Origin of the sequence: Nocardia yamanashiensis NBRC 100130 (assembly GCF_001613325.1) — a bacterium.
Classification (GTDB): Bacteria; Actinomycetota; Actinomycetes; order Mycobacteriales; family Mycobacteriaceae; genus Nocardia; species Nocardia yamanashiensis.
Genome location: NZ_BDCD01000009.1, coordinates 92,211 through 104,572 on the forward strand (window position 1 = coordinate 92,211; position 12,362 = coordinate 104,572).

Consider the following 12,362-nt stretch of genomic DNA (forward strand, 5'->3'; position numbering starts at 1 on the left):
GATGTCGGTCGATGCCACCACGATGACGGCGGCCAGCGAGCAGGTGCTGTCCTGGCTGGTGGAGCACTTCGACGTCGATTTCAGCTTTCTGCGCTTCACCGATCAGGTCCGCCGGGTCTCGGTGATGGTCGCGGAGTGGCCGCGCCGCGTCGTGCCCGACCCCGACGACGAAGATCCGCTGCATGTGGCCCATCTCGACGACCCCACCTCGGCGCTCGGTCAGCTCTCGCACACCACCGAGCCGATCATCATCCGGCCGATTCCCGAATTCGCCGACTATCAGCAGCTGATCCAGCAGGCCACCGGTATCGAATCGGTGTCTGTGGCCGCGGTGCCGCTGGTCTCGCGCGGCGAACCCACCGGCATTCTGGGCTTCATCAAGGCGGGCGACCGCGAGTGGAGCAATCGGGAACTCAATGTGCTCAAGGCGATTGCCGCGCTGTTCGCCCAATTGCAGGCGCGCGTCGTGGCCGAAGAGCGGTTGCGCTACATCGCCATGCACGACGATCTGACGGGGCTGGCGAACCGCCGGTCGCTGCTCGAGCATATGGAGGACCGGCTCAAACCGGGCAGTCAGGGCCCGGTGGCCACCTTCTTCCTCGACCTGGACCGCCTCAAGGCGCTCAACGACTTTCTCGGCCACACCGCCGGGGACAATTTCATTCGCACACTGGCCACACGGCTGCGCGAGAATCTCGATCCCGGTGACATGATCGCCCGGCTGGGCGGCGACGAATTCGTCATCGTGCCGGCCAAACCCCTCGATGCCGCTGCCGCGGATCAGGAGGCCACCCGCATCCAGCAGCTGATCGGCCGCCGCGTCACTGTCGGCGAGGAGACCGTCAGCCGCGGCGCGAGTGTGGGTGTGGCGCTGGGGATTCCGGGGGAGACCACGGTGGCGGATGTGCTGCGCCGGGCCGACCACGCGCTGCTGTCCGCCAAGTCGAGCGGCGGCAATGGCGTCGCGGTGTTCACCGATGCGATGCGGGCGCAGTTCGAGTTGCAGGACGATGTCGAGCTGAACCTGCGCGGCGCGGTGTCGGACGGGTCGCTGCTGCTGCATTACCAGCCGGAGGTGGACCTCAGGACCGGGCGGGTGGTGGCGCTGGAGGCGCTGGTGCGGTGGCAGCATCCGACGCGCGGCGCGGGCTGTTGCCGCCGGGGGCGTTCGTGGGCGTCGCCGAGGCCACCAATCTGGCGGGGGAGCTGGGGCGGTGGGTTATTCGCACGGCGTGTGAGCAGTTCTCGCAGTGGCGTAAGCGCGGGCTGGCCTCGAATGTGGTCATTCGCATCAATGTGTCTCCGGTGCAGCTGGTTTCGCTGGATTTCGTGGAGACCATGGAGGATATTCTGCGGCGGTTCGGCATCGACGGGTCGTCGGTGTGCCTGGAGATCACCGAGCACGTGGTGGTGCAGGATCTGGCGCGCACCCAGGTGACCTTGCGCGGGCTGAAGCGGATGGGCGTGCAGATCGCCATCGACGATTTCGGCACCGGGTATTCGTCGCTGTCGCATCTGAAAGCGCTGCCGGTGGACGCGGTGAAGATCGACCGCGGCTTCGTGCAGCGGCTGGGCGCCAGCGCCGACGATCTGGCCATTGTGAAATCCATTGTGGGACTGGCGGGTTCGTTCGGTTTGGGCGTGGTCGGCGAAGGCGTCGAAACCACCGTGGCGGCGCGTACCCTGGTGGCATTGGGATGTTATCGGGCGCAGGGATTCTTGATCGCGCGGCCGATGCCCGCGGAAGAAGTCGAAGCACATTTGAGCGCGGGCCGGATAGCGTTGGATCTGGATCTTCCGGGTACCGGCCGCAACTCGGCCCCCTGAAATTAGGGGCATATACCTGAGAATGACCGACTCGCGAACAATAATGTTCGCGAGTAGCGTGCCGTCTGACAGAGCTGTCAAATTCGAGGATGGATCGGCGTGGGTGATCGAAGCCTGAGCGGCAAGAAGACATTGATAACCGGGGCCGCGAGCGGCATCGGCCGAGCGACCGCGCTGGCCGCGGGACGCAAGGGGGCGCGGCTGGTCCTGACCGACCTGAACGCCGAGGGTCTCGACGACACGGTGGCCGCGGTGCGCGCCGAGGGCGGGATCGTCGAGTACTCGCAAGCCCTCGACATCAGCGACTACGACGCGGTGACCGCGTTCGCCAAGCAGACGCACGAACTGCTCGGGTCGCTGGACGTGGTGATGAACATCGCGGGCGTGTCCACCTGGGGCACGGTCGAGAATCTCGAGCACCGGCACTGGAAGCTCATGGTGGACGTGAACCTCATGGGCCCCATCCACGTGATCGAGAACTTCGTGCCGCCGATGATCGCGGCCAAGCGCGGCGGGGCGCTGGTGAACGTGTCCTCGGCGGCCGGGCTGCTGGCCTTCCCGTGGCATGCCGCCTACAGCGCCAGCAAGTTCGGCTTGCGCGGGGTGTCGGAGGTCCTGCGATTCGATCTGGCGCGGCACGACATCAAGGTGCACCTGGTGGTGCCGGGCGCGGTGGACACGCCGCTGGTGCAGTCGGTGGACATCGTCGGCGCGGACCGCGACGATCCGCGAATCCAGGCCTGGATCAAGCGATTCCGCCGGCACGCGCGCCAGCCCGAGCAGGTGGCGGATTCGATCCTCAAGGGCGTGGAGAAGGGTACCTACCTGATCCACACCCAGTTCGACATACGCTTCGGCTACTGGTGGGCGCGCAAGTTCGCCTGGCCGTACGAGTTCGCCATGGCCAAGGCCAACGACCTGTTCACCACGTTCCTCCCGAAGGATCAGCGGTAGGGGCCGATCCTCCGCGACAGGGGGGAAGGGGGTCAGGCGGTGGCGGGACCGCAGGTCTTGGTTTCGGCGCAGTTCTCCGCGGCGTGCACGTCCAGCACCCGCGCCCCCGGGCCCGCCGCGCCCAGATGATCGTGTGCATTGACGAGTTTGCAGCTGCCCAGCGACAGACATCCGCAGCCGATGCACCCGGTCAGGTTGTCGCGCAGGCGAATCAGCTGCTCTATGCGCTCGTCCAGGTCCGCGCGCCAGTTGGTGGACAGCGTCTCCCAGTCGCGGCGGGTGGGGTTGCGCCCGTCGGGCAGCGTGTCCAGGGCCGCGCGGATCTCGCCGAGCGGAATCCCGACACGCTGGGAGATGCGGATGAAGGCCACCCGGCGCAGGGTTTCCCGCGGGTAGCGGCGCTGATTGCCGCTGGTGCGGCGGGCTGTGATCAACCCCTCACGCTCGTAGAAATGCAAGGCGGACACCGCAACTCCGGCCCGTTGGGCCAGCTGGCCCGGCGTCAATTCCTTCGCTTGCCACGACGCGGTCTGCATACCTGAAGATTACTCGAGGTTTTTCCCGGGTGCGAATTGCATGCCATCTTTGCCCAGGGGAACTACCGTCAGGATATGGGAACAAAGGCTGCGCCGACGGCGCGACCGTTTTCCGTGACCTCGGAGGTCGGCGCGTTGCGCACGGTGCTGCTGCACCGTCCCGGTGACGAGCTGCGCCGGCTCACCCCGCGCAATAACGATCAGCTGCTCTTCGACGCCATTCCCTGGGTGGAACGCGCGCAGCAGGAGCACGACACCTTCGCCGAGGTGTTGCGCGGGCGCGGGGTCGAGGTGCTGTTGCTCGCGGATCTGCTCACCGAGACCATCCAGGTGAGCGGGGCGGCGCGGATACAGGGCATCTCCGGCGCGGTGGACGCCCGGCGGCTGGGTCACGGGCTGGCCGACGAACTGGCCGCCTATCTGCGCACGGTGCCCGCACCCGAACTCGCGCACATTCTCACCGCGGGCATGACCTTCGACGAACTGCCGTTCAGCGCCGACGCGACCTCGCTGGTGCGGCGCATGCACCACGGCCACGATTTCGTGATCGATCCGCTGGCCAATCTGCTCTTCACCCGCGACTCCTCGTTCTGGGTGGGGCCGCGGGTGGCCATCACCTCGCTCGCCTTGCCGGCCCGCGCGCGGGAAACCTCGCTGACCGATCTCATCTACGCCTTCCACCCGCGTTTCCTCGGCGTGCGGCGAGCCTACGAATCGCATACCGCGCCCATCGAAGGCGGGGACGTGCTGCTGCTCGCGCCGGGCGTGGTGGCGGTCGGGGTGGGCGAGCGCACCACGGCGGCGGGCGCGGAAGCCCTGGCGCGCAGCCTGTTCGAGGACGAGCTGGCGCACACCGTGCTGGTGGTGCCGATCGCCCAGACCCGCGCCACCATGCATCTGGACACCGTGTGCACCATGGTGGACGTGGACGCGGTGGTCATGTACCCGGCCGTTCAGGATTCGCTGTGCGCGTTCACCATTCGCCGGCAGGACGGCGGCGGGGTGAGCATCGCCGGACCCGATCCCTTCCTGAAGATGGCCGCCGAGGCCATGGGCATCGGCCGGCTGCGGGTGGTGGACACCGGCCTGGACGGCGTCACCGCCGAACGCGAGCAATGGGACGACGGCAACAACACCCTGGCGCTGGCGCCGGGCGTGGTGGTCGCCTACGAACGCAATGAGATGACCAATGCCCGGCTGCTCGACGCCGGAATCGAAGTGCTGCCCATCCCGGGGTCCGAACTCGGTTCCGGCCGCGGCGGCCCGCGCTGCCTGTCCTGCCCGTTGTCGCGTGACGAGGTGTGAGAAGCCATGCTGGACATCCCGGTCGACCACCACTCGACGGTTCCGCCGTACGAGCAGCTCCGGCAGGGGCTGATAGCCCGCGTCCGCTCCGGTGAGCTGGCGGCCGGGACGAAGATTCCGACGGTGCGGGCGCTGGCGGCGCAATTGAAGCTCGCGCCCAATACGGTGGCGCGGGCCTATCGCGAGCTGGAACAGGACGGGGTGCTCGAAACCCGCGGGCGGCTGGGGTCTTTCATCGCCTCCTCCGGCGATCCGACCCGCGATCTGGCCGGGCGGGCGGCCACCGAATACGTGTCGGTGATCCGCCGCCTCGGCCTGGACGACGAGGCCGCGCTGCGCTACCTACGCGCGGCGCTGGGCGAAACCCGCTCCGCGCCATAAATACTGGAGGCCGGGGCGCTGCCCCGTTCTTTTCCTACGGGGGTGTGGGGCGCAGCCCCGCGTTATTTCCAGCTCGGCAACCACAGATGGTCGTGCCAGCTGGCCGGGGTGATGGGCATGGCGGTGAGAATCGGCCACAGCCAGATGAAGTTCGCTATCACCAGCGCCAGGTAGATGCAGACCGCGAGCAGCCCCAGGCCTTGGCGTTCGCTCGGTGGCGTGAACTGCTGTAGATTGGTCGCACCCGAGAGCCGTCGCCCGCTCGGCGGCGCGTGCCCGAGGATATCGCCCAGCGCGAGAGCCACTCCCATCACCAGGAACGGGGCGAGCGGGACGGCGTAGAAGAAGTACATCTGCCGATCCAGCGACAGGAACCAGGGCAGCAGCCCCGCGCCGTAGCCGACCAGCACGGCCGCGTAGCGCCAGTCGCGGCGCACGATACTGCGCCACATGGCCCAGGCGAGCATCGGGAACGCCACCCACCACAGGGCGGGGGTGCCGATCGCCATCACGGCCTTCACGCACTGGGATTGGCCGCAGCCGCCCACATTGGTGTCGGCGTAGTAGTAGAGCATGGGCCGCAGACCCATCGGCCAGGTCCACGGCTTGGATTCCCAAGGATGGTGATTACCTGCGGAATTGGTGAGTTCCTTGTGGAAGGTCAGTACTTCCCCGCCGTAGAACCAGAGCGAGCGCAGCGCCGCCGGCACCCATGAGAAGGCTCCGTCCCGGCCCACCTTCACGCCGACGGCCCAGCGGTCGTAGCTGGTTTCGCTGGCGAACCAGGCGTAGAAGGAAGCGAGGTACACCGTCACCGGCACCACCGCGAGCGCCCAGACGGTCGGCCCCAGGTCGCGCACCGCGACGCCCGCGAACGGCCGCCGCACCCGGTAGCCGCGCCGGGCCGCGAGATCGAATCCCAAACTCAGCGCGGCGAATCCGACCACCCAATACGCGCCGGACCATTTGGTGCCGCAGGCCAGGCCGAGCATGAGGCCCGCGCCGAACCGCCACCAGCGCACCCCGAAGCGGGGCCCGAAATCGCTGTCCCCCAGGCGTCCTTCGGCGGCGACCAGCGCCATGCGGGCGCGGATATCGTCGCGATCCACGATCAGGCAGCCGAAAGCCGCTGTCACGAACAGGGCTTGGAAGATGTCGAGCATGCCGAGCCGCGACGAGACGAAGGTGAGACCGTCGCAGATGATCAGGATGCCCGCGAACGCGCCGATCAGGGTGGAGCGGGTCATGCGCCGCACGATGCGAATCACCAGCAGTACCAGGATGGTTCCCGACACCGCGGCCGTGAACCGCCAGCCCCAGCCGTTGTAGCCGAAGAGCCATTCGCCGAGCGCGATCATCTGCTTGCCGACCGGCGGATGCACCACCAGCCCGTAGCCCGGATTGTCCTCGGTGCCGCCGCCGTTGAGCACCTGCCAGCCCTGCGGCGCGTAATGCTTCTCGTCGAATACCGGCGTCTTACCGTCGGTCGGGTAGTTCAGCATGATGAATCGGGTCAGCAGCGCGACCGCGGTGAGGAACAGCGTGACCGCCCATCCGCGCGCCCGATCCAGCGGACCGTAGTCCGGCGAGGGCAGCAGCGGTGCCGGACTGGACAGCGCCACACCCGCGTCTTCGGAGGCTTGCGGTCGCGTGTCGGTCACCTGGGTCACGGCCTCGATCGTAGGCGGTGCGGGGTGCTCGGGTCCGCCACGGTGAGAACCTCGCCGCCCGGCCGCCCCGGCGCCCGCCCGTATGCTGGGGCGGATGCCCGCCCGGGCCGCGGTGCCGACCCGCCCGGGTTTCCGCGATATCCGCGCCGGGTTTCACCGACGACAAGGAGTGCGATGTGAGCGGCGAGCCGACCTCGACCGGACGGCTGGTGCTCGCGGCGACCCCCATGGGCGATATCGGCGACGCCTCGCAGCGCCTGCGCGACGCGCTCGCCACCGCCGACATCGTCGCCGCCGAGGACACCCGCCGCACCCGCTCCCTGGCCAAGGCCCTGGACGTGGAGATCACCGGCCGCGTGGTCAGCTTCTACGACCACGTCGAAACCGCCCGCATCCCGATGCTCCTGGAGGAAATCGAATCCGGCAGCACCGTCCTGCTGGTGACGGACGCCGGCATGCCGTCGGTCAGCGACCCCGGCTACCGCATGGTCGCCGCCTGCGTCGAGCAGCACCTGCCCATCACCTGCCTGCCGGGCCCGTCGGCGGTAACCACCGCGCTCGCCCTGTCCGGCCTCCCGGTCGAACGTTTCTGCTTCGACGGTTTCGTCCCCCGCAAGTCCGGTCAGCGCAAAGAGTACTTCCGCACCCTCCTGACCGAACCCCGCGCCGTCGCCTTCTTCGAAGCCCCCCATCGTCTCGCCGACTGCCTGGCCGACGCCGTAGAAATCCTCGGCCCCGACCGCCGCGCCGCCGTCTGCCGCGAACTCACCAAAACCTACGAGGAAGTAGTCCGAGGCCCCCTCGCCGAACTGGCCGCCTGGGCCGTCGACGGCGCCCGCGGTGAAATCACCGTCGTCCTCGAAGGCGCCCAACCGATTTCGACCGCCCCCGAAGACCTGGTCGACCAGGTCGAAGCCCTCACCGCCACCGGCATGCGCCTCAAGGACGCCTGCGCCGAGGTAGCGGCGGGCACCGGCGCCTCGCGCCGCGAACTCTACGACGCCGTCCTGGCCGCCCGCTCCGCCGACTGACGCGCTCAGCGCCTGCGAGATCGTGCCCTGCCGTGTCAGGTCGGTGATCTGCTCGGGCCGATAGGCGCTGTTGAGTTCCGCCTAGTTCGGACCCTGACACGCCGATTGGGGCGATGCTGTGGGTGGGCGCGTCGCTGAGCGGCAATGCGGGTGATCTTGGATACCGTTCGGGAATGGGGTTGACCAGCTGGGTTGCGGGGGTCGCGGCCGGACTGTCGATCGTGGTGAGTGGGGCTGGGACGGCTGTTGCGGAGCCGGATTCGGTGGTGGGGGTGCAGGTGGGGGTTACCACCATGCATTTGGTGGATGGGCAGCGGGCGGATCCTTGGCGGCGGGGGGCGCGGCGGGAACTGATTGTCACGATGCACTATCCGGCGGTGGGCGGGGGGTCTTATCCGGTGGCCGACAATCGGCTGGTCGGGTTGCCGCAGCCGCTGGTGGCGGCGCGGGCGCGGGTGGGTGCGCCGGCGGCGGGCGGGGCGAGAACGCTTCCGGTGGTGTTGTTCTCGCCGGCGGTGGGGTTCCCCGCGCGCACCGGGACTTCGATGGCCGAGGATCTGGCGGGGCGCGGGTATGTGGTGGTGTCGGTGGAGGACACGCATGGCGCGTTGCCCGGCACGGTGCTGCCGGACGGGCGGGTCGAGTGGTACGACCTGCGCAATCTGACCGATATTCGTGCGGCGGTGCGTACTTCGTCGGAGGCGCGCGCCGGAGATATCCGGTTCGTGCTCGACGAATTGACGGCCATGGCGGACGGCGGGCATCGGACACTGCCGACCGGATTGGCCGCGGCGATGGATCCGGGGCGGGTGGGCATGGTCGGTCATTCGCTGGGCGGGACCATGGCGGTGGTCGGCGACGCGCGCATTCGCGCGGGTATCGACCTGGACGGCTATCCGCCGCCGTCGTATCTGGCCCCCGGGCTGGTCGCCGATCCGCAGCGGCCCCTGCTGTTCCTGTTCGGCGACACCCCGGATCCGGAGGTGCGCCGGAAGTCGATCGATCAGCTGCTGGCCGGCCGTACCGGGTGGACGCGCCGCCTCGCACTCGCGGGCGCGGGGCACTGGTCGTTCTGCGATATCGCCTTCGCGCCGCGGGTGATCACCGAATCTCCGCTGCTCACCAGGGCATTCGGCACCATCGGCCCGGAGCGGGCGCACCTGGTGACCAGAACGTACGTGGCGGCCATGTTCGATCGCTTCCTGCGCGGGCTGCCCGCCCCGGAGCTGGATGCGCCCGATCTCTTCCCGGAGGTCAGCCCCGCACCTTGACTGCGTCCTCGGACTCGAATACCTGTGCGGGAACGGGCTTCCGGCGTGCCGCAAGCGGGGCCCACCAGTTCGCCGGTCCCATCAGCTTGACCAAGGCCGGGACCAGCAGCATGCGGACCAGGGTGGCGTCGATGATCAGGGCGATGACCATGCCGAGTCCGAGGAAACGCATCGGTGTCAGCGGCGAGAGCGTGAATGCGCCGGTGATGAGAACGAGAAGCGTTGCGGCGGCAGTGATCACGCGGGCCGTCTGCACGGTCCCGGTGTGAACGGCTTGCTCGGTGTCCGCCCCGGCATCGTGCGCCTCCACCATGCGGGAGAGCAGGAAGACCTCGTAGTCGGTGGAGAGGCCGAACACCACCGCGATGATGAGGACGAGCATCCCGGCGGAGAGCGGGCCGGGGCTGACGGCCAGCGCGCTGGCCAGATGCCCCTGGTCGAAGATCCAGGTCAGGACGCCGAAGGTGGCGGCCAGACTGAGAAAGGCCATGAAAACGGCCTTGATCGGCAGGACCACCGACCGGAACGCCAGCGCCAGCATGAGCAGGGTGGCGGCGACCATGACGATGAGCATGAGAGGGAGCCGGGACAGGACGGCGGTGACACTGTCCGCCGTCGCCGCGCTCTCGCCGCCGACCCGCAGGTCCAGGCCGTCGATGGCGAGCGCTCGGAGCCGGTGGACGGTGTCCTGGGAGGCGGGGGAGCGGTCGGGGGTGGTGAGTGCCGCGTGAATTACGGCGGTGTCGTCCCGGGTTTCCAGGTGCAGCGCCTGTTTGACGCCGGGGACGCCGCCGATTTCGCGGAGCGCCTTGGTGATTGCCGTGGATGGCAGTGGGCTGCCGTCGGATTCGCGGATCAGGATGGTCGCACCGCTGTTGGCGGCGGGGAAGCGAGAGGTCAATTCCTCTACCGCGGCGCGGGTTTCGTTGCCGGCGGGCAGGGCCGTGTGGTCGACGTCGCCGAGACGGACGCTGGTCACCGGCGCGGCCAGGACGAGCAGGATCGCACCGACCACGATCGCGACCGTGCCGGGGCGGCGCATCACCGCCGTCACGACACGCCCCCAGAAACGCTGGGCGCGCGCTTCGGAACGCTCGAAAGCGTCCGCGCGCCAACTCCATTTGCCGATGCGCGGGCCGAGCAGCACGAGCGCGGCCGGCAGCGCGGTGACCGACAGCAGCGCCGCCAGCGCCACGGCGGCGATCGCACCGAAGCCCAGCGAGCGCAGGACCGCCTGCGGGAAGACGAACGTACCCGCGAACGCGCAGATCAGCAGTAGCGCCGAGAACAGCACCGTGCGCCCGGCGGTGTGCAGCGTGCGGGCGATGGCCTCGGTTGGCGTGCGACCCTGCCCGAGCTCCTCCCGGTACCGCCCGACCACGAAAAGCCCGTAGTCGATGGCCAATCCGAGCCCGAGCAGCGACACCACGTTCATGGCGAAGATGCTCACCTCGGTGAACCGCGCCAGCAGGCCCACCGTGCCCAGCGCGCCCACCACTGCCAGGGACCCGACCAGTACGGGCAGCGACGCCGCGACCACGCCGCCGAACACCAGTACGAGCACCAGCGCCGTCAGCGGAATCGAAATCGACTCGGCGACGATCAGATCGTGCCGGGACTGCGTGCTGATCGCGTCCGCGAGCGCGCTGTACCCCGTCAGCTTCGTATCGACCCCCGGCACGCGAAGATGCTCGGCCAGTTCGGGATACACCGCGATCCGCCGATTGTCGTCACCGGCCGCGAACACCACCGCGACGGCCTGCCGCCCGTCCGCCGAGCGCAGGTACTGCTGCCGTGAACTGTTCCAATAACTCTCGACCGGCCGATCCAGCAGCGCCGGATCGATCCGTCCCACGGCGGCGGTCACCTGCGGGCCGATATCGGCGAGCGACTTCCCTTCGGGCGCAGTGTAAATAGCGATCACGTCCGGGTTCTGCGGCCCCAGCCGCTCCTTCACCCACTGATCCACCGCACTGGATTCCCCACCCGGATCGGTGAACCCGGCCGCACTCACCCGCTCCGCCAGCCCGGTCCCGAACAGCCCGCACGCCAGCGCGAACAACACCGCCGCCACCAGCACCGTCTTCGGCCGGGCGACCACCAGTCGCGCCCACGTAGTCATCAAGCACTCCGATCGGTATTGCTGCGCTGCCATTCGGGCGTGCTGCTCCATCAGCTCACGCTGGTATCCGCTTCCGCCAGTTCGGTTTCCAAGGTGCGGACGATGCGGTCCAGCAGCGCGTCGAGTCGCTCCTCGATGCCCCGCCCGTTGCGCGCCGACACCGTGAGCTCGGTGCGCCCGCCACCTTCCGTCATACCGATGAGCAGCGGCATGGCGACGCTGTGCTGCGGCAGGATACGGATAGAGATTGGCGTGAAACCGGGTACGGCGAGGGCGTCGTAGTCGTAGCGGCCCATGTGGGAGACGGTGGCGGAGGCCAGGTTTCGTCCCCAACGGGAGCCGAGCGCGTTCAGCGTGTGCAGCAGTCCGCGACCCACAGCCGGCGGCAGCGCGGTGAGCCCGCCATTGTCCATCTGGTCGAGTTCCCGGCGTTCCCGCAGCCCGGTGCGCTTGATCTCGGCGATCTCCTGCCAGGTCATACCGGGCGTGGCATCGATGAAGAGCGGCAGCGCCAGGTTCCCGGTAGACCGGACCGAGGGATCGTGGCGGCGCAGATCCACCGGCACCATGATGCGGGAGACCGGTCCGCCTTCGGAGGCGAGCACGGCCGCGACCCGTTCCAGCGCCCCGCGCCCGGTGGCCGCGATGGTGCGGTGCCGCAAGAGATGCCGGTGCACGCCCGGCTCCTGCCGCCCGCGCCCGGTGGCGGAGCGATAGCGCGGCAGCATGAGCGTCGGCCGCCCGGGCGCTCCGACCTTGCGCACCAGTTCGGCATCGGCGATGGGATCGGGCGCGCCGAGCGGTTCCTCCCCGCGCAGCACCCGCAGCACATCGGTGAACCACATGATCAGTCCCATGCCGTCCATGACGCCGTGGAAGACCCGGAACACCAGCGTGGTGGTGTCGCCGGTCAGCAGCAGCAGTTCGACGGTCGCGTCCGGCGTCGGCCCGATCGGCGAGGTCAGCACCGGATCGCCTTCCAGCAGCGGGTATTCCAGGCGATGCTCGAGCACCCGCACCGCCGGCGCCACCCCGCTGTCCACCCAGTACTTCCCGTCCCGCACCAGGCGCGCACCGGGATTCGCGGCCGCCGCCACGGCGACCGCGCGCCGCAACTGCTCGGCGTCGATCGTGCCGACGCCTTCGACGGCCAGTTGCATGAGGAACGGCGGAGCAAGATCCCGCATGGGGAAGTAGATGAGTTCGGTGGGGGTGATGGGTCGGCGGAAGGTGCTCACGATTCCCTCTCCTGCACGGCGGCCGGC

9 protein-coding genes and 1 pseudogene are annotated in these 12,362 nt (G+C 68.9%); 6 read left to right on the forward strand and 4 right to left on the reverse strand.

Going from position 1 to position 12,362, the window contains the following annotated elements:
• The first annotated feature begins 1 nt into the window (after position 1).
• A pseudogene (locus NY1_RS09455) lies at positions 2-1,827 on the forward strand (putative bifunctional diguanylate cyclase/phosphodiesterase).
• 99 nt (positions 1,828-1,926) lie between these two features.
• Complete coding sequence (locus NY1_RS09460) at positions 1,927-2,781, forward strand: SDR family oxidoreductase (RefSeq protein ID WP_067710529.1); 855 nt, start codon at positions 1,927-1,929, stop codon at positions 2,779-2,781.
• A gap of 32 nt (positions 2,782-2,813) precedes the next feature.
• Here NY1_RS09460 and soxR read toward each other — a convergent pair whose 3' ends face one another.
• Positions 2,814-3,317: a redox-sensitive transcriptional activator SoxR gene (soxR, locus tag NY1_RS09465; protein ID WP_067710530.1), complete on the reverse strand. Its 504-nt coding sequence runs from the start codon at positions 3,315-3,317 to the stop codon at positions 2,814-2,816.
• A gap of 75 nt (positions 3,318-3,392) precedes the next feature.
• Here soxR and arcA point away from each other — a divergent pair, with 75 nt between their 5' ends.
• A complete protein-coding gene (gene arcA / locus NY1_RS09470; protein ID WP_067710531.1) occupies positions 3,393-4,622 on the forward strand; it encodes an arginine deiminase in 1,230 nt (409 codons plus the stop codon).
• A gap of 6 nt (positions 4,623-4,628) precedes the next feature.
• Positions 4,629-5,003, forward strand: a complete 375-nt coding sequence (locus tag NY1_RS09475; RefSeq protein ID WP_067710532.1) for a GntR family transcriptional regulator — start codon at positions 4,629-4,631, stop codon at positions 5,001-5,003.
• Between the two features lie 62 nt (positions 5,004-5,065).
• On the opposite strand, the gene NY1_RS09480 is transcribed toward NY1_RS09475, so the two are convergent.
• The gene (locus tag NY1_RS09480; protein WP_439956005.1) at positions 5,066-6,673 is read right to left on the reverse strand and encodes a dolichyl-phosphate-mannose--protein mannosyltransferase; all 1,608 of its coding nucleotides are present in this window, start codon (positions 6,671-6,673) and stop codon (positions 5,066-5,068) included.
• Between the two features lie 176 nt (positions 6,674-6,849).
• On the opposite strand from NY1_RS09480, the gene rsmI reads away from it, so the two are divergent.
• Both rsmI and NY1_RS09490 read left to right on the forward strand, forming a co-directional pair.
• Positions 6,850-7,704, forward strand: a complete 855-nt coding sequence (rsmI, locus tag NY1_RS09485; RefSeq protein WP_084534814.1) for a 16S rRNA (cytidine(1402)-2'-O)-methyltransferase — start codon at positions 6,850-6,852, stop codon at positions 7,702-7,704.
• Positions 7,705-7,877: 173 nt separating this feature from the next.
• Positions 7,878-8,975 carry an alpha/beta hydrolase family protein gene (locus tag NY1_RS09490; RefSeq protein ID WP_157762131.1) on the forward strand — a complete coding sequence of 366 codons (1,098 nt, stop codon included), beginning with the start codon at positions 7,878-7,880 and terminating at the stop codon, positions 8,973-8,975.
• Here the strand turns inward: NY1_RS09490 and NY1_RS09495 are convergent.
• On the reverse strand, positions 8,959-11,097 hold the full coding sequence (locus NY1_RS09495; RefSeq protein ID WP_067710534.1) for an MMPL family transporter: 2,139 nt from the start codon (positions 11,095-11,097) through the stop codon (positions 8,959-8,961). The two genes, NY1_RS09490 and NY1_RS09495, sit on opposite strands and share 17 nt — an antisense overlap.
• A gap of 50 nt (positions 11,098-11,147) precedes the next feature.
• Positions 11,148-12,335, reverse strand: coding sequence for a peptide synthetase (locus NY1_RS09500; RefSeq protein ID WP_233434261.1), 1,188 nt, complete (start codon positions 12,333-12,335; stop codon positions 11,148-11,150).
• Positions 12,336-12,362 lie beyond the last annotated feature (27 nt).

Coding starts and splice junctions, on each gene's coding strand:
- soxR (WP_067710530.1), bottom strand. CDS start 3,317: ATGCAGACCGCGTCGTGGCAAGCGAAGGAATTGACGCCGGGCCAGCTG.
- arcA (WP_067710531.1), top strand. CDS start 3,393: ATGGGAACAAAGGCTGCGCCGACGGCGCGACCGTTTTCCGTGACCTCG.
- NY1_RS09475 (WP_067710532.1), top strand. CDS start 4,629: ATGCTGGACATCCCGGTCGACCACCACTCGACGGTTCCGCCGTACGAG.
- NY1_RS09490 (WP_157762131.1), top strand. CDS start 7,878: ATGGGGTTGACCAGCTGGGTTGCGGGGGTCGCGGCCGGACTGTCGATC.
- NY1_RS09495 (WP_067710534.1), bottom strand. CDS start 11,097: ATGACTACGTGGGCGCGACTGGTGGTCGCCCGGCCGAAGACGGTGCTG.